The sequence below is a fragment of the Hydrogenophaga sp. IBVHS2 genome (assembly GCF_002127215.1).
GTDB lineage: Bacteria > Pseudomonadota > Gammaproteobacteria > Burkholderiales > Burkholderiaceae_C > Hydrogenophaga.
Map to the genome: position 1 here is coordinate 164,397 of NZ_NFUT01000003.1, position 20,957 is coordinate 185,353.

The 20,957-nt window shown below is 67.9% G+C and carries 21 protein-coding genes; 8 read left to right on the forward strand and 13 right to left on the reverse strand.

Annotation, left to right across the window (positions count from 1 at the left end):
- Positions 1 to 10: 10 nt before the first annotated feature.
- The 4 genes from accC to CAP38_RS10040 all read right to left on the reverse strand — a co-directional run bounded on the left by accC (position 11) and on the right by CAP38_RS10040 (position 3,153).
- Complete coding sequence (gene accC, locus CAP38_RS10025; protein WP_086121268.1) at positions 11 to 1,360, reverse strand: acetyl-CoA carboxylase biotin carboxylase subunit; 1,350 nt, start codon at positions 1,358 to 1,360, stop codon at positions 11 to 13.
- Positions 1,361 to 1,373: 13 nt separating this feature from the next.
- Positions 1,374 to 1,838 (reverse strand): acetyl-CoA carboxylase biotin carboxyl carrier protein, encoded by a 465-nt coding sequence (gene accB, locus CAP38_RS10030; protein WP_086121269.1) that lies wholly within the window; start codon positions 1,836 to 1,838, stop codon positions 1,374 to 1,376.
- Positions 1,839 to 2,026: 188 nt separating this feature from the next.
- The gene (locus CAP38_RS10035) at positions 2,027 to 2,554 is read right to left on the reverse strand and encodes a TlpA disulfide reductase family protein (protein ID WP_086121270.1); all 528 of its coding nucleotides are present in this window, start codon (positions 2,552 to 2,554) and stop codon (positions 2,027 to 2,029) included.
- Complete coding sequence (locus CAP38_RS10040) at positions 2,551 to 3,153, reverse strand: hypothetical protein (RefSeq protein WP_086121407.1); 603 nt, start codon at positions 3,151 to 3,153, stop codon at positions 2,551 to 2,553. Before CAP38_RS10040 ends, CAP38_RS10035 begins: the two co-directional genes overlap by 4 nt.
- Positions 3,154 to 3,202: 49 nt before the next feature.
- On the opposite strand from CAP38_RS10040, the gene mpl reads away from it, so the two are divergent.
- Positions 3,203 to 4,588: a UDP-N-acetylmuramate:L-alanyl-gamma-D-glutamyl-meso-diaminopimelate ligase gene (gene mpl / locus CAP38_RS10045; RefSeq protein ID WP_086121271.1), complete on the forward strand. Its 1,386-nt coding sequence runs from the start codon at positions 3,203 to 3,205 to the stop codon at positions 4,586 to 4,588.
- Positions 4,589 to 4,606: 18 nt separating this feature from the next.
- On the opposite strand, the gene CAP38_RS10050 is transcribed toward mpl, so the two are convergent.
- The 4 genes from CAP38_RS10050 to rodA all read right to left on the reverse strand — a co-directional run bounded on the left by CAP38_RS10050 (position 4,607) and on the right by rodA (position 9,034).
- Positions 4,607 to 4,927 carry a hypothetical protein gene (locus tag CAP38_RS10050; RefSeq protein ID WP_086121272.1) on the reverse strand — a complete coding sequence of 107 codons (321 nt, stop codon included), beginning with the start codon at positions 4,925 to 4,927 and terminating at the stop codon, positions 4,607 to 4,609.
- Positions 4,928 to 5,024: 97 nt separating this feature from the next.
- On the reverse strand, positions 5,025 to 6,149 hold the full coding sequence (locus CAP38_RS10055; protein WP_086121273.1) for a 3-deoxy-7-phosphoheptulonate synthase: 1,125 nt from the start codon (positions 6,147 to 6,149) through the stop codon (positions 5,025 to 5,027).
- A gap of 200 nt (positions 6,150 to 6,349) precedes the next feature.
- The gene (tldD, locus tag CAP38_RS10060; RefSeq protein WP_086121274.1) at positions 6,350 to 7,810 is read right to left on the reverse strand and encodes a metalloprotease TldD; all 1,461 of its coding nucleotides are present in this window, start codon (positions 7,808 to 7,810) and stop codon (positions 6,350 to 6,352) included.
- Positions 7,811 to 7,879: 69 nt separating this feature from the next.
- Positions 7,880 to 9,034, reverse strand: a complete 1,155-nt coding sequence (rodA, locus tag CAP38_RS10065; protein WP_086121275.1) for a rod shape-determining protein RodA — start codon at positions 9,032 to 9,034, stop codon at positions 7,880 to 7,882.
- A gap of 20 nt (positions 9,035 to 9,054) precedes the next feature.
- Here rodA and CAP38_RS10070 point away from each other — a divergent pair, with 20 nt between their 5' ends.
- From CAP38_RS10070 to ruvC, 7 genes are read left to right on the forward strand one after another with little or no spacing between them, the layout of a single operon-like run.
- Positions 9,055 to 9,654 (forward strand): YqiA/YcfP family alpha/beta fold hydrolase, encoded by a 600-nt coding sequence (locus CAP38_RS10070; RefSeq protein ID WP_086121276.1) that lies wholly within the window; start codon positions 9,055 to 9,057, stop codon positions 9,652 to 9,654.
- 31 nt (positions 9,655 to 9,685) lie between these two features.
- Positions 9,686 to 11,752, forward strand: coding sequence for a ribonuclease catalytic domain-containing protein (locus CAP38_RS10075; protein ID WP_086121277.1), 2,067 nt, complete (start codon positions 9,686 to 9,688; stop codon positions 11,750 to 11,752).
- Between the two features lie 23 nt (positions 11,753 to 11,775).
- Positions 11,776 to 12,630, forward strand: a complete 855-nt coding sequence (locus CAP38_RS10080) for an energy transducer TonB (protein ID WP_086121278.1) — start codon at positions 11,776 to 11,778, stop codon at positions 12,628 to 12,630.
- A 12-nt stretch (positions 12,631 to 12,642) separates the two neighbouring features.
- Complete coding sequence (mtgA, locus tag CAP38_RS10085; RefSeq protein ID WP_086121279.1) at positions 12,643 to 13,389, forward strand: monofunctional biosynthetic peptidoglycan transglycosylase; 747 nt, start codon at positions 12,643 to 12,645, stop codon at positions 13,387 to 13,389.
- Positions 13,386 to 14,003, forward strand: a complete 618-nt coding sequence (locus CAP38_RS10090; RefSeq protein WP_086121280.1) for a lysophospholipid acyltransferase family protein — start codon at positions 13,386 to 13,388, stop codon at positions 14,001 to 14,003. The genes mtgA and CAP38_RS10090 overlap by 4 nt, the downstream gene beginning before the upstream one ends.
- Position 14,004: 1 nt before the next feature.
- Entirely contained in the window at positions 14,005 to 15,000 is a 996-nt protein-coding gene (locus tag CAP38_RS10095) for a phosphatidate cytidylyltransferase (RefSeq protein ID WP_086121281.1), read from the forward strand.
- A 40-nt stretch (positions 15,001 to 15,040) separates the two neighbouring features.
- Positions 15,041 to 15,589, forward strand: coding sequence for a crossover junction endodeoxyribonuclease RuvC (ruvC, locus tag CAP38_RS10100; RefSeq protein WP_086121282.1), 549 nt, complete (start codon positions 15,041 to 15,043; stop codon positions 15,587 to 15,589).
- Here the strand turns inward: ruvC and CAP38_RS15240 are convergent.
- From CAP38_RS15240 to ftsA, 5 genes are all read right to left on the reverse strand, one after another.
- Positions 15,583 to 17,004 carry a hypothetical protein gene (locus CAP38_RS15240; protein ID WP_143435809.1) on the reverse strand — a complete coding sequence of 474 codons (1,422 nt, stop codon included), beginning with the start codon at positions 17,002 to 17,004 and terminating at the stop codon, positions 15,583 to 15,585. The two genes, ruvC and CAP38_RS15240, sit on opposite strands and share 7 nt — an antisense overlap.
- Before the next feature lie 120 nt (positions 17,005 to 17,124).
- The gene (locus tag CAP38_RS15385) at positions 17,125 to 17,301 is read right to left on the reverse strand and encodes a hypothetical protein (RefSeq protein WP_179188519.1); all 177 of its coding nucleotides are present in this window, start codon (positions 17,299 to 17,301) and stop codon (positions 17,125 to 17,127) included.
- A gap of 41 nt (positions 17,302 to 17,342) precedes the next feature.
- On the reverse strand, positions 17,343 to 18,266 hold the full coding sequence (gene lpxC, locus CAP38_RS10115; protein WP_086121285.1) for a UDP-3-O-acyl-N-acetylglucosamine deacetylase: 924 nt from the start codon (positions 18,264 to 18,266) through the stop codon (positions 17,343 to 17,345).
- Between the two features lie 80 nt (positions 18,267 to 18,346).
- Positions 18,347 to 19,570, reverse strand: a complete 1,224-nt coding sequence (ftsZ, locus tag CAP38_RS10120; protein WP_086121286.1) for a cell division protein FtsZ — start codon at positions 19,568 to 19,570, stop codon at positions 18,347 to 18,349.
- Positions 19,571 to 19,719: 149 nt separating this feature from the next.
- Positions 19,720 to 20,949 carry a cell division protein FtsA gene (gene ftsA / locus CAP38_RS10125; protein ID WP_086121287.1) on the reverse strand — a complete coding sequence of 410 codons (1,230 nt, stop codon included), beginning with the start codon at positions 20,947 to 20,949 and terminating at the stop codon, positions 19,720 to 19,722.
- Between the last annotated feature and the right edge of the window lie 8 nt (positions 20,950 to 20,957).

The window sequence follows — 20,957 nt, forward strand, 5'->3', positions numbered from 1 at the left end:
GATGGACGGATCAGCGCTCACGCTGCGACAGCCATTCTTCGAGGTAGTGGATGTTGGTGCCGCCGGTCACGAAACTGGCGTCGACCATCAGCTCGCGGTGCAGGGGCACGTTGGTCTTGATGCCCTCGATCACGGTCTCGGCCAGCGCGGTGCGCATGCGGGCCAGGGCCTGCTCGCGGGTGTCGCCGTGCACGATGATCTTGCCGATCATGGAGTCGTAGTTGGGCGGCACGAAGTAGTTGGTGTAGACGTGCGAATCGACCCGCACGCCCGGCCCGCCCGGCGCATGCCAGGTGGTGATGCGGCCCGGCGACGGGGTGAACTTGTACGGGTCCTCGGCGTTCACCCGGCATTCGATGGCATGACCGCGCAGCTGGATCTGGCGCTGGGTGAAGGGCAACTTCTCGCCGGCCGCCACCGCGATCTGGGTGCGCACGATGTCGATGCCGGTGATGAGTTCGGTCACCGGATGCTCCACCTGCACGCGGGTGTTCATCTCGATGAAGTAGAACTCGCCGTTCTCGAACAGGAACTCGAAGGTGCCGGCACCGCGGTAGCCGATCTTCTTGCAGGCGGCCGCGCAACGCTCGCCGATCTTCTCGATCAGACGGCGCGGGATGCCCGGGGCCGGCGCTTCCTCGATCACCTTCTGGTGACGGCGCTGCATGGAGCAGTCGCGCTCGCCCAGGTACACCGCATTGCGGTGGGTGTCGGCCAGGATCTGGATCTCGATGTGGCGCGGGTTCTGGAGGAACTTCTCCATGTAGACCTCGGCATTGCCGAAGGCTGCGCCGGCTTCGGCCTTGGTGGTCTGCACCGCATGGATGAGGGCCGCCTCGGTGTGGACCACCCGCATGCCGCGACCGCCGCCGCCACCGGCCGCCTTGATGATGACCGGGTAGCCCACCGACTTGGCAATGCGCTTGATGGCCACCGGATCGTCCGGCAGCGCGCCGTCCGAGCCGGGCACGCAGGGCACGCCGGCGCGGATCATGGCCTGCTTGGCCGACACCTTGTCGCCCATCAGGCGGATCGACTCGGGGGTGGGGCCAATGAAGGTGAAGCCGCTCTTTTCGACCCGTTCGGCGAAGTCGGCGTTCTCGGACAGGAAGCCGTAGCCAGGGTGGATGGCCTCGGCATCGGTGACCTCGGCCGCCGAGATGATGGCCGGCATGCTGAGGTAGCTCTGGCCGGACGGGGCCGGACCGATGCAGACCGCCTCGTCGGCCAGGCGCACGTACTTGGCGTCACGGTCGGCCTCGGAATAGACCATCACCGCCTTGATGCCCATCTCGCGGCAGGCGCGCTGGATGCGCAACGCGATCTCGCCGCGGTTGGCGATCAGGATCTTCTTGAACATGGGAGGCCGGCCCTCACTCGATGACGAACAGGGGCTGACCGTATTCGACCGCCTGGCCGTTCTGGGCCAGGATCTGGGTCACGGTACCGGACTTGTCGGCCTCGATTTCATTGAGGATCTTCATGGCCTCGACGATGCAGATGGTCTCGCCTTCCTTGACCACGCTGCCCACTTCCACGAACGCCTTGGCGCCCGGGCTCGACGCGCGGTAGAAGGTGCCCACCATGGGCGACTTGACGATGTGGCCCACGGGCTCGGCCGACGCGGCCGGGGCGGCTGCGGCCGGCGCTGCCGCCACTTCCACCACCGGGGCCGGGGCCGCGGCCGGCGGGGCCATGGTGTAGGTCACCGGAGCCGCCATGGCGGCCGGAGCGCTCTTGACGATGCGGACCTTGCCTTCCGCCTCGGTGATCTCCAGCTCGGACACGTTCGACTCGGACACCAGGTCGATCAGCGTCTTCAGTTTTCTCAAATCCATGATTTCTCCAACGAATTTCGGTCAAGTTGACGCAATTTCGGTCAACTTCGCGTGAACCTGCCAGGGGTCGCCGCAAAAGGTGCCGCAGTGTACACGAACCGACCGTGAAACACGCCACTGCCGGCCGGCGGCGACGGACGACCGGTTTGGGGACGATTTGAAGGAAGTTGGCCGAAATTCGGGGCTGCTCAGACCCGCTTGGCCCAATCGGCCAGATCGGCCTCGGAGACCTTGCCGATCTTGCGGTCCAGGATGCGGCCATCGCGCCCGAACACCACGGTGAACGGCAGGCCACCATTGCCGTTGCCCAGGCTGCGGCTGAGCTGGGTGCCGTCCAGCCCGGCCATGCCCACCGGAAACTCGATCGGCAGCTTCTGCAGGAAGCCGCGCACCGCACTCGGCTGGTCCACGGCCAGCGCCAGCAGTCCCCAGCCCTTGGGGCCGTGGCTGCGCTGGAACTGGTTGAGCAGGGGCAGTTCCTCCACGCACGGCGGGCACCAGGTGGCCCAGAAATTGACCAGCAAGGGCTTGCCCCGGAAGTCGGCCACCCGGACCGGTTCGCCGTTCGGCCCATCAAAGGCCGCTTCCCAGAATGCCAGTTCGGCCTCGCTGGCCACCGGCTGCGGCTGGTGGCGGCGGTTGGACCACCAGGCGCCGGTGCCGGCCGCTGCCAGGGCCACCGAGGCGCCGATCCAGTGTCGTCGTTGCAGTTTCATGTGTCTTCTTCCAGCAGGGCGCGCACCGAGGCCATGTCGCCCCGGGGCTTGCGGCCCTGTGCGTCGGGTTTGAGGGCGCCGCGCAGGTCGTCCTGGTCGTGCACCATCAGGTGGACCAGCACCCACTGGCCCAGATCGGGACAGCGGCTGCGCAGCGTGAGCACGTCCACCGGCTCGCCGCGCCAGCCGGTGACCGTGCCGGGGTGGTAGTCCACCCGATGATCCAGCAGGGCCCACTCGGGTTCCTTGGGGTCGTCGCAATACAGCTGCAGGTGGATGTCGCTGTGCCGGGTGGCGGTACCGTGCCAGACCGCACCGGCCAGATGCGGCCGGAAGGCCTGCAAGCGCTCCATCCAGACCAGCGCCAGCTCCCGCAATGCCCGCAGTTCGGCGGGCTGGGTGTCGGCGCAGAACACGGCGATGTGCTCGCGCACGGCGGCCTCCACCTGCTGGTTGTCCGGCAGTGCGGTGCGGCTGCCCAGCCCCAGCTGCTTGACGGCGTGCCGCTTGGCCGCGCCGTACTCCTGCCCCTCCTCCACCACCAGGCGGGCGGCCACGGCGGCGATTTCGGCAGCGATCGATTCGGGGCTGGCGTGCATGGTCCGCATTGTGCCCGGCCCTCCCGGGACCGCCCCCTAGAATCCGGGGATGCACATTCATATCCTGGGCATTTGCGGCACGTTCATGGGCGGGCTGGCCTCCCTGGCCCGAGAGGCGGGCCACCGGGTCACCGGCTGCGACGCCGGCGTCTACCCCCCCATGAGCGACCAGCTGCGGGACCTGGGCATCGAACTGATCGAGGGTTTCGGCGCCGATCAGATGGCCCTCAAGCCCGACGTCTGGGTCGTGGGCAACGTGGTCAGCCGCGCCCGGCTGCCCGACGGCACACCGAAGTTCCCGCTGATGGAAGCCATCCTGAACGCCGGGCAGCGCTACACCAGCGGCCCCCAGTGGCTGTCGGAAAACGTGCTGCAGGACCGCCATGTGCTGGCCGTGGCCGGCACCCATGGCAAGACCACCACCACCTCCATGCTCGCCTGGGTGCTGGAGGCCTGCGGACGGCAGCCGGGCTTTCTGGTGGGCGGCGTGCCGATGAACTTCGGCATGTCGGCCCGGTTGGGCCAGGGACCGGCCTTCGTGATCGAGGCCGACGAATACGACACCGCGTTCTTCGACAAGCGCAGCAAGTTCGTGCACTACCGGCCCCGCACCGCCGTGCTGAACAACCTGGAGTTCGACCACGCCGACATCTTCGACGACCTGGCGGCCATCGAGCGCCAGTTCCACCACCTGGTGCGCACCGTGCCCGGTCAGGGCCGTGTGGTGGCCAACGGACTCGAAGACAGCCTGGAGCGCGTGCTGCACAAGGGCTGCTGGAGCGAGGTGCGGACCTTCGGCGCCGCCGTGAGCGACTTCACCGCACAGGGCGAACCGCACGATTTCGAGGTGCTGCACCAGGGCAGACCCGCAGGCCGGGTGCAATGGGGTCTGACCGGTGTGCACAACCAGCTCAATGCGCTGGCCGCCATTGCAGCGGCCGACCACCTGGGCGTGGCGCCGGCCGACGCGGCGGCCGCGCTGGCCACGTTCCAGAACGTGCGCCGGCGCATGGAGGTGCGCGGCACGGTGGCGCGGGCCGGCGGCGACATCACCGTGTACGACGACTTTGCCCACCACCCCACCGCCATCCGCACCACGCTGGATGGCCTGGCGCGCAAGCTGGGCCAGCCGCGCGGGCGCATCCTGGCGGTGTTCGAACCCCGCAGCAACACCATGAAGCTGGGCACCATGAAGTCGCAGCTGCCCTGGAGCCTGGAGCGGGCGGATCTGGCCTTCTGCCATTCGGGCGGGCTGGACTGGGATGCGACCGAGGCGCTCGCCCCCATGGGCCAGCGGGCACAGGTGTGCGGCGATGTGCCCTCGCTGGTGGCGGCGGTGGCAGCCGCTGCCCGACCGGGCGATCACATCGTGTGCATGAGCAACGGCGGATTCGGCGGCATCCACGCCCGACTGCTGCAGGCCCTGGCGGGCTGAACCGCCCCGGGGCGGGACTCAGTACGACAGCACGTGCGAGGGCACGTCGACCGTCACCGCCGGTTTGGCCAACGCCGCGCTGGCGGCACGGGCAAACGCCATGGCCCATTCCCGGTGGCGGTGGTCACTGAAGCGGGCCTGGCCGGCGGCCTCGGCCACGCACAACACCTTGTCGGCGGTCAGCACCTTGCCGGTGGCGCGCAGCGGCTCACAGCCCAGCTCCACAAACTGATCGTCCAGCCAGTGGCGGGCCGCGTCGTGCGGCATGGGCTGCACTTCCTCCAGATCGAGCACGTAGCTGGCGGCTTCGCCCCAGGACACGGTGACGTGGCTGCGCATGGCAATGAACCTCTTCGTTGGTGGGACCACAGCCATTGTGCTCAGCCCCGCCCTGGCGTCCACCGGAATAACCCCGGTGGCGCGCCGGCGCCTGCGATCAGCCGCGAGCGGCCTTGACGGCTGCCGACAGGATGTCGAGCGACTTGACCGAATCGTCCCAGCCCAGGCAGGCGTCGGTGATGCTCTGGCCGTAGCGCAGGGCCTCCACGCTGTCCTTGCCCGGGGTGAACTTCTGGGCGCCGGCCTCGATGTGGCTCTCGATCATCACGCCGAACACGCTGCGCGAGCCGCCGGCGATCTGGGCGGCGATGTCCTTGGCCACCTCCAGCTGCTTCTCGTGCTGCTTGCTGCTGTTGGCATGGCTGAAGTCGACCATGAGGCGGGGCGTGAGCTTGGCGGCTTCGAGCTCCTTCACCGCTGCGCCCACGCTGGCCGCGTCGTAGTTGGGCGCCTTGCCGCCGCGCAGGATGACGTGGCAGTCCTTGTTGCCCTTGGTCTGCACGATGGCGACCTGGCCGTTCTTGTGCACCGACAGGAAATGGTGGCCGCGCGCCGCCGCCTGGATGGCGTCGGTAGCGATCTTGATGTTGCCGTCGGTGCCGTTCTTGAAACCGATCGGGGCCGACAGGCCAGAGGCCAGCTCACGGTGCACCTGGCTCTCGGTGGTGCGGGCACCGATGGCGCCCCAGCTGATGAGGTCGCCGATGTACTGGGGCGAGATCACGTCCAGGAACTCGCTGCCGGCCGGCAGCCCCAGGCGGTTGATCTCGATCAGCAGCTGGCGTGCGATGCGCAGGCCCTCGTCGATGCGGAAGCTCTCGTCCAGGTAGGGGTCGTTGATCAGGCCCTTCCAGCCCACGGTGGTGCGCGGCTTCTCGAAGTACACCCGCATCACGATCTCCAGCGTGTCGGCGTAGCGGGTGCGCAGGTCTTTCAGGCGGCGGGCGTAATCCAGAGCCGCAGCGGGGTCGTGGATGGAGCACGGGCCGATCACCACCAGCAGGCGGTCGTCCTTGCCATGCAGGATGTCGTGGATGCGGCGGCGGGTCTGGCTGATCAGTGCCTCCACCGGCGTGCCGCCGATGGGGAAGAAGCGGATGAGGTGTTCGGGGGGCGGCAGCACGGTGATGTCCTGGATGCGTTCGTCGTCGGTCTGGCTGGTCTTGTCGACAGGACGGGCATGCCAGGCGTCGCTGGCGGCGGGTGCGTTCTTGGCGGTCATCACAGGCTCCTCGGGGATCAGGGGTTGGCAGAAAAAGGGGAAGGGCGAAAAAAAACCGCCGGGCTTGGGGCTCCGGCGGTTGTTTCGAGATTCGGTGTGCGCTTACAGGCTCGCCTCTCGTCCGCCGGGGACAGAGAACCAAAAGTAAAAGGCGAAGAAAGCAAAGCGCGACATGAGGCCGGAATGTAGCACAGGAATTTTCAGGCGGTGCCGCCCACGGTCAGCCCGTCGATGCGCAGGGTGGGCTGGCCCACACCCACCGGCACGCTCTGGCCTTCCTTGCCGCAGGTGCCCACACCGCTGTCGAGCTTCATGTCGTTGCCGATCATCGTGACCCGGGTCAGCGACTCCGGGCCATTGCCGACCAGGGTGGCCCCTTTCACCGGGTACTGGATGCGGCCGTTCTCGACCCAGTAGGCCTGGCTGGCCGAGAACACGTACTTGCCGCTGGTGATGTCGACCTGACCGCCGCCGAAATTGGTGGCATACAGGCCCTTCTTGATGCTGGCCACGATTTCCTCGGGCGACTTGTCGCCGCCCAGCATGTAGGTGTTGGTCATGCGCGGCATGGGCACATGGGCGTAGCTCTCGCGCCGGCCGTTGCCGGTGGGCTTCACACCCATGAGGCGGGCGTTCATCGAATCCTGGATGTAGCCGCGCAGGATGCCGTCCTCGATCAGCACGTTGCGCTGCGACACATGGCCTTCGTCGTCGATGTTGAGCGAGCCGCGCCGGTCGGCGATGGTGCCGTCGTCCAGCACCGTCACGCCCTTGGCGGCCACCCGCTGGCCGATGCGGCCGGCAAACGCGCTGCTGCCCTTGCGGTTGAAGTCGCCCTCCAGACCGTGACCCACGGCCTCGTGCAGCAGGATGCCTGGCCAGCCCGAACCCAGCACCACCACCATCTCGCCGGCCGGGGCCGGACGCGACTCGAGGTTGGTCAGCGCCTGGGACACGGCTTCTTCCACATAGGCAGCCGCCATGGCGTCGTCGAAGTAGGCCAGACCGAAGCGGCCGCCGCCGCCGGAGCTGCCCATCTCGCGCCGGCCGTTCTGCTCGGCGATCACGGTCACCGACAGGCGAATCAGGGGGCGCACGTCGGCGGCCAGGGTGCCGTCGGCACGGGCCACCAGCACCACATCGTGCTCGGCCGCCAGACCGGCCATGACCTGCACCACGCGCGGGTCACGGGCTTTGGCCAGCCGCTCCACCTTCTCCAGCAGGGCCACCTTGGCGGTGCTGTCCAGCGTGGCGATGGGGTCGATGCCGTCGTAAAGGGAGCGGGACTTGGCCACCCTGGACGCGGGCGTGCGGACCTTGCGCGACTGGCCGGCACCCGAGATGGTGCGCACCGTGCGGGCTGCGTCCAGCAGCGAATCCCAGGACAGGTCGTCGGAATAGGCAAACGCCGTCTTCTCGCCGCTCACCGCGCGCACGCCCACCCCCTGGTCGATGCTGAAGCTGCCGGTCTTGACGATGCCCTCCTCCAGGCTCCAGCCCTCGCTGCGGGTGGTCTGGAAATAGAGATCGGCGTCGTCGACCCCGTGGGACATGATCTCGGCCAAGGCCTTCTGCAGGTGCGTGGGCGTCAGACCGAAGGGGTCCAGCAGGGAAGCCTGGGCGGTGGCCAGGCGGGCCAGGGTGGGTTCGCGTGAAATCATCCGGCCATTGTAAGAACCGGCCCCGGACATGCCCGCACCGGGGTTTTGCGCCCGGGAAAGGGGAGCAGATCAGCGGGGCACGAGCTGGCGGGAGCGGGCGATCGACATCAGCATGCCCAGGCCCAGGCCCATGGTGACCATGGCGGTGCCGCCATAGCTCACGAAGGGCAGGGGCACGCCCACCACCGGCAGGATGCCGCTGACCATGCCCATGTTCACGAAGGCGTACACGAAGATGTTCATGGTGATGGCCCCGGCCAGCAGGCGCGAGAACAGGGTGGGCGCGTCCAGCGCGATCACCAGGCCGCGGCCGATCAGGAACAGGAACCCGGCCAGCAGCGTGAGCACCCCGGCCAGACCGAATTCTTCGGAGAAGGCGGCAAAGATGAAGTCGGTGGTGCGCTCGGGGATGAATTCCAGGTGGGTCTGGGTGCCCTGCATGAAACCCTTGCCCCAGACCCCGCCGGAGCCGATGGCGATCATGCCCTGGATGATGTGGAAGCCCTTGCCCAGCGGGTCCTTGGTCGGGTCGAGCAGGGTGCAGACCCGCTGGCGCTGATACTCGTGCAGCACCTTCCAGTCGACCCCGGGGGCGCACCAGGCGTCCTGGTTGAAGATGAGCACCGTCACCCCGATGATGCCCAGCACCACCGGCGGGATGATCAGCTTCCAGCTCAGGCCGGCAAAGAAGATCACGAACAGGCCGGACGACAGCACCAGCAGCGAGGTGCCCAGGTCGGGCTGCTTGATGATCAGGCCCACCGGCACCGCCAGCAGTGCCCCGGCCACCACGAAGTCGATGGTGTGCAGCCGGCCCTCGCGGCGGTGGAACCACCAGGCCAGCATCAGCGGCATGGCCACCTTCATGATCTCGCTGGGCTGGATGACGATGCCCACATCCAGCCAGCGCTGCGAGCCCTTGCGTTCGATGCCGATCAGCTCCACCGCGATCAGCAGCAGCACGCCCATCGCGTAGGTGGGCAGGGCCAGCGACATCAGCCGCTGCGGCGGCACCTGGGCCACGACGAACAGGATGACCAGCGCCAGCGCCATGTTGCGGCCATGGGCCGAGAACCGGCTGCCGTGGTCGAAACCCACCGAATACATGGTCACCATGCCGATGACCGCCATGACTGCAAAGGCCAGCAGCAACACCCAGTCGAAGCCCTGCACCACCGGCATCAGGCGTTGCAGCAGGGAGGGTTTTTCGATCACGACGGCCATGGAGCGGCATTATCGGCGCCATGACGACCCATCTGCTCTACCTGCACGGCTTCCGCTCCTCGCCACGGTCTTTCAAGGCGCGGCGCATGGCCGCTGCCGTGCAGGGCCGGGTTGAATGGCTGTGCCCGCAGCTGCCGCCCTCGCCGGCGCAGGCCGCGGCCGGGCTGCTGGACGCCACCCGCCACTGGCCACGCGACCGGATGGCGGTGGTCGGCTCCTCGCTGGGCGGCTTCTATGCGCGCTGGTTCGCCCTGCAGACCGGCTGCCGCGCGGTGCTGCTCAACCCGGCGGCCCATCCCGCCCGCGATCTGGCCCGCCACGTGGGCGAGCAGACGGCCTGGCACGACCCGGCCGAGCGGTTTTTCTTCGACCCGGCCTTCGTGGACGAGCTGCGGGCGCTGGAAGCCGACATCGCCCGGCTCGCTCCGCAACACCCCACCAGGCCACAGGACCTGTTCGCGGTCCTGGCCCGGGGCGACGAGGTGCTGGACTGGCGCGAGATGCAGACCTTCTGCGCCGGCGGCGACATCCGCCTGCTGGACGGCAGCGACCATGCCATCAGCGATTTCGACGACCACATCGGGGCGGTGCTGGCCTTTCTGGGCCTGCCTGCCGCCTGAGCGGTGCAGGTCGCATGGGACAATCCCGCCCATGCACATCCTGTTCGACGAGGCCGGCAAACTGCTGACCGGCCGCCTCATGTCCGAAGCCGACAGCTCCCTGCAGGTGGAGCTGGACAGCGGCAAGCGCGTCAAGGTCAAGACCGCCAACACCCTGCTGCGCTTCGACAAGCCCGCACCGGCCCAGCTGATGCAGGCCGCCCAGGCCCTGGCCGACAGCATGGAACTGGACCTGGCCTACGAGTTCGCCCCGGAAGAGGAATTCGGCTTTGCCGATCTGGCGGCCGAGTACTTCAGCGCGTCGGCCGGTGCCACCGAACAGGTGGCTGCCCTGATCACCCTGCAGGGCGCCCCGCATTACTTCCGCCGCGCCGGCAAGGGCCGCTACCGCAAGGCCCCACCGGAGATCCTGGCGCAGGCGCTGGCCGCCATCGAGAAGAAAAAGCAGGTCCAGGCCCAGATCGAGGCCTGGTCGGCCGAACTGGTGGCCGGGCGCTGCCCCGAGCCCATCCGGGACCAGCTCTACCGCATCCTGTTCAAGCCGGACAAGAACGCGCCCGAATACAAGGCCGTGGTGGAGGCGGCGCGCAGCGCCCACGCCGCGCCGCTGGCCCTGCTGCAGAACGCCGGCGCCATCACCAGCGCCTACCAGTTCCACTGGCAGCGCTTCCTGTTCGAGCAGTTTCCCAAAGGCACCGGTTTCCCCGCCCTGCAGGCCCCGGCCGTGGCCGACGAGCTCCCGCTGGCCCCGGTGCAGGCCTTCTCCATCGACGACTCCGCCACCACCGAGATCGACGACGCCCTGTCGCTGCAGGGCCTGGGCAGCGGCACGGTGGTGCTGGGCATCCACATCGCCGCGCCGGGCCTGGCGGTTCAGCCCGACAGCCCGCTGGATCAGGTGGCCCGCGCGCGGCTGTCCACCGTCTACATGCCGGGCCACAAGATCACCATGCTGCCCGACGAGGTGGTGGGCTCCTACACGCTCGAAGCCGGGCGCGACTGCCCTGCCGTGTCGCTGTACGTGACATTCGATGAGGCGACCCTGGCCGTGCAGGCCAGCCGCACCGCACTCGAGCGCGTGCCCATTGCCCACAACCTGCGCCACGACAAGCTCGACAGCTTCATCACCCCGGCCTGGCTGGATGGCGAGCCCTCTTCCGCCACACCGGCCGAGGTGGCCGGCCTGCAGCCCCGGCTCGCCTTCCTGTGGCGGCTGGCCCGGCACCTCAAGGCCCAGCGCGAGCTGGTGCGCGGCAAGCCCGAGAGCTTCACCCGGCCGGACTACACCTTCCGGCTGGAGGGCGTGCAGGGCAGCGAGCCCGACGGCAGCGAGCGCGTGGTCATCGGCACCCGCTCGCGCGGGGCCCCGCTGGACCTGATGGTGGCCGAGGCCATGATCCTGGCCAACAGCACCTGGGGACAGTGGCTGGCCGACTGCGGCGTGCCCGGCATCTACCGCAGCCAGGCCAGCCTGGCGCCGGGCGTGAAGGTGCGCATGGGCACCAAGGCCCAGCCGCACGCCGGCATCGGGGTGCCGTGCTACGCCTGGAGCACCTCGCCGCTGCGCCGGTATGTGGACCTGGTCAACCAGTGGCAGATCATCGCCTGCGCCCGCCACGGCAAGACCGCCGCGCTGGCCGCCCCCTTCAAGCCCAAGGACGCCAACCTGTTCTCGGTCATCAGCGCGTTTGATGCCGCCTACACCGCCTACAACGGCTTCCAGGGCGGCATGGAGCGCTTCTGGACCCTGCAGTACCTGAAGCAGAACGGCATCACCGAACTCACCGCCAGCCTGATCCGCGACAACCTGGTGCGGGCCGACGACCTGCCGCTGGTGATGCAGGTGCTGGGGGCCGAGGGCCTGCCGCGCGGTGCCCATGTGCGGGTGCGACTGGGCCAGAGCGACGACATCACCCTGGAGGTCAACGGCACCGTGATCGAGCGGCTGGACACCCCGGCCGACGGCCCTGCCGATGACGCCGCCGACGCCGCCGACGCCGAGGACGACGAAGCCCTGGCCACGCCCATCGCCCTGGCCATCGACGTGAACGAAGGCGACAACCCGAGCGCTGCCAACGGGGCGGCCGAGAACGGATAATCCGCCGCGTGAAACCCTCCGGCATGTCACGGCTGCGCAACCTGTCCACCTTGCAGTGGGCGCTGGCGTTTTCGCTGCTGGTGCATGCCGCGCTGCTGACCATCCGGTTCGTCAAACCCGAAGCCATCGAGCGCACCTTCAAGGACACGCCGCTCGAGGTCATCCTGGTCAATGCCCGCAGCGACCAGCAGCCCGAGAAGGCCGCTGCGCTGGCCCAGGCCTCGCTGGCCGGCGGCGGCGAGGCCGAGCGCGGCCGCGCCACCTCGCCCCTGCCCTCGTCCGCCACCGCCCGGCTGGGCGACTCGGCCGAGGACGACGCCCGCCGCATCGAGGCCCTGAAGGAACAGCAGAACCGCATGCTGGCCCAGGTGCGCAAGGCCCTGGCCAACCTGCCGCCGCCCGACCCGCGGGCCAATGCCAGCACCAGCGAGGCCCAGGAGCGCGAGGAGCGCCGCAAGGCCCTGGTGAAGGCGCTGGCCGAGATCGAGAAACGCATCAACGAAGAGAACGCCCGGCCCAAGAAGCGCTACATCAGCCCCTCCACCCGCGAGGTGGTCTACGCGGTGTACTACGACGAACTGCGCCGGCGCATCGAGGAGCGCGGCACCACCCAGTTCCCGGAGGTCGATGGCCGCAAGCTCTACGGCGAGCTCACCATGATCATCACGGTCAATCACACCGGGCAGGTGCTGGCCACCGAGGTGGTGCAGGGCTCGGGCATTCCGCTGCTCGACCGCCGCGCCCAGGCCATCGTGCGGGCCCTGTCCTTCGGCAGCTTCTCGCCCGCCATGCGCCAGCAGGCCGACCAGATCGTGGTGGTCTCGCGCTTCCGCTTCACCCGCGAGGACGGGCTGCAGACGCAGCTCTCCTCCCAGTAAGGGAGGCCCCGGGTGCGGGCGTTCGGGCGCTGGCTGCTGTGGCTCCTGCTGGCCGGCGTGGCGCTCCAGCTGGCCTTCCTGGGGCGGATTGCCTTCATGGCCTGGGCCGATCCACACAGCACGGCCTTCCAGCGGTCCGAAGCCTTCCGGGTGGCGCGCGAGAGTGTGCAGGGCGAGAACACCTGGCGCTGGAAACAGCAGTGGGTGCCCATGGAACAGATCAGCCCGCACCTGCAACGCGCGGTGATCGCCTCGGAAGATGCCGGCTTTGTCGACCACGGCGGGGTGGACTGGGACGCCATACAGACCGCCTGGCAGAAGAACGAGCGCCGACTGGCCCAGGCCGAACAGCGGGCTGCCCGCAACCCGGCCCGCCCGGCGCGCGAGCCCAAGATCGTGGGTGGCTCCACCATCACCCAGCAGCTGGCCAAGAACCTGCTGCTCTCCGGCGAACGCCAGCTGCTGCGCAAGGGCCAGGAACTGGTGCTCACCCTGATGCTGGAGGCTGTGCTGAGCAAGCAGCGCATCCTGGAGATCTACCTCAACAGCGTGGAATGGGGCGAAGGCATCTTCGGGGCCGAGGCCGCCGCCCAGCACTATTTCCGCAAACCGGCCAGCCGCCTCACGCCTTTTGAAGCCGCCCGGCTGGCCGTGATGCTGCCCAGCCCGCGCTTCTTTGAAACCCGCCAGGGCTCGGCGTACCTGGCCCGCCGCACCGGCACCATCGTGGCGCGCATGGGCGCGGTGGCCCTGCCATGAGGCTGGCCGCCACCGCTATGGGATATGGCCTGCTGGGCTTCGTGCGCCTGCTCACCGGCGCACAGGCCCGCTGGTACGGTTGCCCGCCCAAGGCCGAGCAGCGCATCTACTTTGCCAACCACCAGAGCCATGCCGACCTGGTGCTGATCTGGGCGGCCCTGCCGCAGGAGCTGCGCAGCATCACCCGGCCAATCGCTGCCCGCGATTACTGGACCGCCTCGCGCATCAAGCAGTGGATCACCACCGAAGTGTTCAACGCGGTCTATGTGGAGCGTGAACGCAAGGGCGACGAAGACCCGCTGCAGCCCCTGATCCAGGCGCTGGAAAGCGGCGACTCGCTCATCCTCTTTCCCGAGGGCACGCGGGGCTTCGAGGAAGACCCGCAGCCCTTCAAGAGCGGTCTGTACAACCTGGCGCTGCGCTTTCCGGACGTGGTGCTGGTGCCCACCTGGATCCACAACGTGCAACGCGTCATGCCCAAGGGCGAGGTGGTGCCGGTGCCGGTGCTGTGCTCGGTGACCTTCGGTGAACCCATCCGCCTGGGTGCCGATGAACCGCGGGCCGACTTTCTGGCCCGGGCACGACAGGCCGTGATGGCCTTGAGGGACATCTGACATGGGCAGCTTCGTGCGCAGCCTCACGCCCGGCCAGCAGGTCAGCCTGCTGTTCGTGGCGGTGTTCGGCCTGCTGACCCTGGCCACCGTGGTGCAGGTGCTGCTGTCGCTGCGCGAGAAGCACCCCGACATCGACGCCGACGCCGCCCGCGTTCGCGCCCAGCGCACGCTGGACAACCAGGCCCTTCTGCGCACCTCGTGGATCATGGCCATCGTGTTCTGGGTGGGGTGGGCGGCCGGACCCAGGGTGGCCATCGTGCTGTTCGGGCTGGTGTCCTTCTTCGTGCTGCGCGAATTCATCAGCCTGTCGCCCACCCGCCGCGGCGACCACCGCAGCCTGGTGCTGGCCTTCTTCGTGGTGCTGCCGGTGCAGTACGCCCTGGTCTGGACCGGTCAGGTGGCCCTGTTCACGGTGTTCATTCCGGTCTATGTGTTCCTGGCCATTCCGGTGGTGAGCGCCCTGCGCAACGACCCGCACCGCTTCCTGGAACGCAATGCCAAGCTGCAGTGGGGCATCATGGTCTGCGTGTATGGCCTGAGCCATGTGCCGGCCCTGCTGCTGCTGGAGTTTCCGCGCTGGCAGGGCAATACCGCGTTCCTGGTGTTCTTCCTGGTGCTGGTGGTGCAGACCTGCATGCTGGTGCAGCACCTGGCCGCCCGAGGCCTGCGCCGGCCGGTGGCGCCGGCCATCAGCGACAGCTTTCACTGGCGCAGCTGGGGCATGGGCCTGCTGGCGGGCGGCCTGCTGGGCGCCCTGCTGTCGGGACTGACGCCCTTCAAGCCCCTGCCCGCCCTGGCCATGGCCCTGGTGGCCTGCGTGGCCGGCACCCTGGGCCATGTGGTCATGAAGGCCATCAAGCGCGACCGGGGTGTGACCCACTGGGGCGGCGCCAGCAAGTCGGTCACCGGCGCGGCCGGCCTGCTCGACCGGGTGGACGCGCTGTGCCTGGCCGCGCCGGTGTTCTTCCATTCGGTGCGCTGGACCTTCCAGCTCTGAGCCGTTTCCCTTCGACCCGCCCCATTCCGCGAGGCACCCCATGCGCATCCTCGGCATCGACCCCGGCCTGCAGTGCACCGGCTTCGGCGTGATCGACGTCGACGGCCCCCGCATGCACTACGTGGCCAGCGGCACCATCACCACCAGCCCGCGCGACGGCGCCCTGCTGCCCGGGCGGCTGAAGGTGCTGTTCGACGGCATCACCGAGGTGGTGGGCCGCTACCAGCCGCAGGTGGCGGCCTGCGAGATCGTGTTCGTCAACGTCAACCCGCAGGCCACCCTGCTGCTGGGCCAGGCCCGGGGCGCCTGCCTGACGGCCCTGGTGGTCAACCACCTGCCGGTGGCGGAGTACACCGCCCTGCAGCTGAAAAAGGCGGTGGTGGGCTACGGGCGCGCCAGCAAGGAACAGATGCAGGCCATGGTGCAGCGCCTGCTGGCCCTGCCCGGCCAGCCCGGCAAGGACGCCGCCGATGCCCTGGGCCTGGCCATCACCCACGCCCAGGTGAGCCGCACCACCCAGGCCATCGAACGTGTGGCGCCGCTCAAGGCGCGCACGCATGCGGCCTACAAGGACGGGCGGAGTTATTGACGGGAAGAATCATCGCCGGTGAGCTGGTTTTGGATTGCATTGATGCTATTGATCGCCCGGTCGCTTGCCTCATCGATTCGGTCGCTCTTTATCTGTTCGGAAGTCAGTGATTTTTTGGTTTTGACCCCTTCATCACGCGGCTCTGTAGTTTTCGGCGGTTCTCGCTCGATCACAGAAGCGGTATTGGTATCGTTCAAACTTTGCTCTGTCTCATCACTCTCCGATCCACTCGTCGCCCCTTGGGAGTCGGATCGTGAAAACTCCCGTTTGAGGTTTCTCTCGGCTGAACCCAAGGCTGTGGATCGACCAGAACCTTCACTTGTCGAGCTCCGCTCCTTCCGTACCACAGACTCTTTTTGCCCTGCTTCTGCTGCGCTGTAAAGCACCTGTTTTGGTTTGGCATTTGCAGCGCGAATGTCCACGGAGTTGGAACTTGAATCGGATTCGGTGTACTGACAGCTGAAGATGGTCTCTTTCTTTTTTGTCTTGGTTGGGACGGCGTTGCCCGTATCTGACCATTGCCGCTCCAGCATGGTCTTTACGGCCGAAATACATCGGTTGGCCTCTTCGGCCGTCCTGCTGCCACCCGCCGACTGTTTCCAGCCGCCGATCAAGGCAGTGGCCTTCGATTGGGTATTGAAATGCTGTGCGAGGTCAGTGATTTCGCGTATGGCGGCATGCCCGTATTGCCTGCAGAGCCCTGGCTTGCCCTCGTCCAGCGCCAGTGCGGTCATGCAGGTGGAGCCCGCTGCCAGCATCTGCTGGTACAGCCAGTCGGCCACCTGCGGGCCGTGGCCCTTGGCCTGCAGTTGCGTGGTCAGGAAACGCTTGAGATCGACGGCGGCGCTGGCCGGGTTGCACTCGTTCAAGAACCAGTTGTGCACCACGTCCGGGTCGAGACCCAGATCGTGGGGCAGGCCCTCCGTCACAACCTTGGCGTGTGATCTCGCCACCTCATGAATGGCCGTGGACAGTGCGGGATCGACGGACCCGGACTCAGGGACGTTGGGAAGAAGCCAGGCCAGCCCACGGCTTTCCGAAGCGCTGCCGACCACATCCGACATCAATTGACCGGCGTATCGGACGATGCGATCGGGATCAATTGGCGGCACCACATCATGGTCAGGCGTCAACAGCTGCTCTGCGGGAGGCTTGACGTTGCCATCGGCTTCGGCAGCACTGATCCGCCGATTGCCGTCGAATTCGGAATGGGACGACCCATCAGAACGGACGGAATCGCTCTCATTGAGGGTGTGATTGACGGGCTCCTGAACCGCTTCCTCAGCGAGGTCTCGAAATTGGTTGCGGACCGCCTTGAATACCTTCTTGCAGCCATTGCCCATCGCCACCAAGCGCGATGCACTGGGGACACCCGGGCTGCCGGGTTTGTTGTTTCCAACGCTGATACTGCTCACGCCTGACTCCCGTTCAAGCCCCGCCGGGCAGCAGCCGGACTGGCCACTGAACACACCCCGTTGGCGGGCATGGGGGTGGGTGGCAGGGCCGGCGCGGGGGTTGCAGCCGCCGGTCGGCCGTCAGACCAGGCGTTCGAGGATGAGCACGCCGAAGAAGCCGAGGGCGGCCAGCACGGTCCACTTGAGGATGATCAGGCCCCACTGGCGGTAGCGGGCCTGGCCGGTGCCGATGTAGAAGGCAAAGCACACGCCGGCGGCCAGCAGCAGCAGCATGACGGTCCAGCGGAACAGGAGCATGGCCGGGTGTGGCGTGTGGGGGGGGAAACAGGCCGGGTGGCTTACCAGGCCGGGGCCAGCTGGGCGAAGCCGGCGGGGGCTTCGCGGTCGCGCTCGAAGCTGACCACCTCGTACGCGTCGGGCTGGCCCAGCAGGGCGCGCAGCAGCTGGTTGTTGAGCGCGTGGCCGCTGCGGAAGGCGGTGTAGGCGGCCAGCAGCGGCTTGCCCACGATGTAGAGGTCGCCCATGGCGTCCAGGATCTTGTGCTTGGCAAATTCGTCGCCGTAGCGCAGGCCATCGGCGTTGAGCACCTTCACATCGTCCATGACGATGGCGTTGTCCAGGCCACCCCCCAGCGCCAGGCCGTGGGAGCGCATCATCTCTACGTCGCGCGTGAAGCCGAAGGTGCGGGCGCGGGCGATCTCGCGCGCGTAGTTGCCGCTGCCCAGGTCGAACTCCACGCGCTGGCCGGTGGAATTGACGGCGGGATGGTCGAACTCGATCTCGAAGCTGAGCTTGTAGCCGTGATAGGGCTCCAGGCGGGCCCATTTGAGGCTGCGGCCCTCGCCTTCGCGCACCTCCACCGGACGCACCACGCGGATGAAGCGCCGGGGCGCGTTCTGGGTGACGATGCCGGCGCTCTGCAGCAGGTATACGAACGAGGCCGAAGAACCGTCGAGGATGGGCACCTCTTCGGCGGTGATGTCGACCATGAGGTTGTCCAGCCCCAGGCCGGCGCAGGCGCTCATCAGGTGCTCGATGGTGTGCACCTTGGCGCCGCCGCTGGAAATGGTGGAAGCCAGCCGGGTGTCGGTGACCGCCGTGGCGTTGACCGGAATGTCCACCGGCTCGGGCAGATCGACGCGGCGGAAGACGATGCCGGTGTCGGGCGCGGCCGGGCGCAGGGTGAGCTCCACCCGCTGACCGCTGTGCAGGCCGACGCCGACCGCCTTGGTCAGGGATTTAAGGGTTCGTTGCGCGAGCATCCGGCGATTTTAAGTTTCAGTGCCGCCGGGCGGCATGAAGGAAAGCTATCCCTTCGATGTCCGCCCGGTCGGGGGCCGCTTCAGTCGGCCTGCTTGCGCAGGAAGGCCGGGATCTCGAAGTCGTCCATGCCGCCGGAGGCCAGGGCATCCACCCGGGCGGCCGCCTGGGTGCGGTTGGTGCGCCACACGCTGGGCACGGCCATGCTCTGGTAGTCCGGCTGAGCAGCAGCCGGGGCGGCGGCACCGGGGCCGGCCACGGCGGCGTTCATGGTGGGCACGTTGAACGGCACGTTGTCGGTGCCGGTGCGCAGCACCTGCAGCGGCGGGGCGGTGCGGCGGGAGCCCTGGCGCGACAGGCCGGTGGCCACCACGGTGACGCGCATCTCGTCGCCCAGGCTGTCGTCGTAGGCGGCGCCGTAGATGACGTGCGCTTCCGGCGAGGCGTAGGCACGGATGGTGTTCATGGCCAGCTTGGACTCGGACAGCTTGAGCGAACCCTTGGCGGCGGTCACCAGCACCAGCACGCCCTTGGCGCCCGAGAGGTCGATGCCCTCGAGCAGCGGGCAGGCCACGGCCTGTTCGGCGGCGATGCGGGCGCGGTCGGGGCCGGCGGCGGTGGCCGTGCCCATCATGGCCTTTCCGGGCTCGCCCATGACGGTGCGCACGTCCTCGAAGTCGACGTTGACGTTGCCGTACTCGTTGATGATCTCGGCAATGCCGCCCACGGCGTTCTTGAGCACGTCGTTGGCATGGGCGAAGGCTTCGTCCTGGGTGATGTCGTCGCCCAGCACTTCCTGCAGCTTCTCGTTGAGCACCACGATCAGGGAGTCCACATTGGCCTCCAGCTCGGCCAGGCCACCGTCGGCGTTGGTCATGCGGCGGCCGCCTTCCCAGTCGAAGGGCTTGGTGACCACGCCCACGGTGAGGATGCCCATTTCCTTGGCCACCCGGGCAATCACCGGTGCGGCGCCGGTGCCGGTGCCGCCGCCCATGCCGGCGGTGATGAACAGCATGTGCGCGCCGGCAATGGCTTCGCGGATCTGGTCGACGGCCTGCTCGGCGGCATCGCGACCTTTTTCGGGCTTGCTGCCGGCACCCAGGCCGGTCAGGCCGAGCTGGATGGTCTTGTGCGCGGCGCTGCGGGTCAGGGCCTGGGCATCGGTGTTGGCGCAGATGAATTCCACGCCCTGCACGTTGCGGGCGATCATGTGCTCCACCGCATTGCCGCCGCCGCCGCCGACGCCGATCACCTTGATCTGGGTGCCCTGGTTGAATTCTTCGACTTCGATCATTTCGATGCTCATGGGGTTCTCCTTGTGCAGTTGCCTGTCTGCGGGTTTCTGTGAATCAAATCCGTGTGTCGTTATGGGTGGTCAGCCATCGGGCGGTCCGGTGCAACATCGTCGCCTTCGGCCGGAGCCGAACAGGCGTGGGGTGTGGGGCATGGTCTTCATCAGAACGTGCCTACAAACCAGTTCTTCACGCGCTCGAAGGCGCTCGACACCGAGCCGGCCTTCTGCGCCACCTTGTGGCCGCGCACCCGGGCCAGCCGGGCTTCCTCCAGCAGGCCCATGACGGTCGATGCCCGGGTCTGGGCCACCATGTCGGACAGGGCGCTGGTGTAGTTGGGCACGCCCCGGCGCACCGGCTTGAGGAAGATGTCTTCCCCCAGCTCGACCATGCCGGGCATGACGGCGCTGCCGCCGGTGAGCACGATGCCGCTGGAGAGCATTTCCTCGTGGCCGCTGTCGCGCACCACCTGCTGCACCAGCGAGAAGATCTCTTCCACCCGCGGCTCGATCACGCCGGCCAGGGCCTGGCGGCTGAGCATGCGCGGGCCGCGGTCGCCCAGGCCCGGCACCTCGACCTGCTGGTCGGGGTCGGCCAGCAGCTGCTTGGCGCAGCCGCTCTCGACCTTGATGTCCTCGGCGTCCTTCGTGGGGGTGCGCAGGGCCATGGCGATGTCGCTGGTGATGAGGTCACCGGCGATCGGTATGACGGCGGTGTGCCGGATGGCGCCGCCGCTGAAGATGGCCACATCGGTGGTGCCGGCGCCGATGTCCACCAGCGCCACGCCGAGTTCCTTCTCGTCGTCGGTCAGCACCGCCTGGCTGCTGGCCAGCGGGTTGAGCATGAGCTGGTCCACTTCGAGCCCGCAGCGGCGCACACACTTGATGATGTTTTCCGCCGCGCTCTGGGCGCCGGTGACGATGTGCACCTTGGCTTCCAGGCGGATGCCGCTCATGCCGATCGGCTCCTTCACTTCCTGGCCGTCGATCACGAATTCCTGCGGCTCCACCAGCAGCAGACGCTGGTCGGTCGAGATGTTGATGGCCTTGGCGGTTTCGATCACGCGCGCCACGTCGGTGGCGGTGACTTCGCGGTCCTTGATGGCCACCATGCCGCTGCTGTTGATGCCGCGGATGTGGCTGCCGGTGATGCCGGTGTAGACGCGGGCGATGCGGCAGTCGGCCATCAGCTCGGCCTCCTTGAGGGCCTGCTGGATGCTCTGCACCGTGGCGTCGATGTTGACCACCACGCCGCGCTTGAGGCCGTGGCTGGCCGACACCCCGAGTCCGGCGAGCTTGAGCGTGCCGCCGGGCTGCACCTCGGCGACCACCACCATGATCTTGGCGGTGCCGATGTCGAGTCCGACGACGAGGTCCTTGTATTCCTTGGCCATGATGTTCT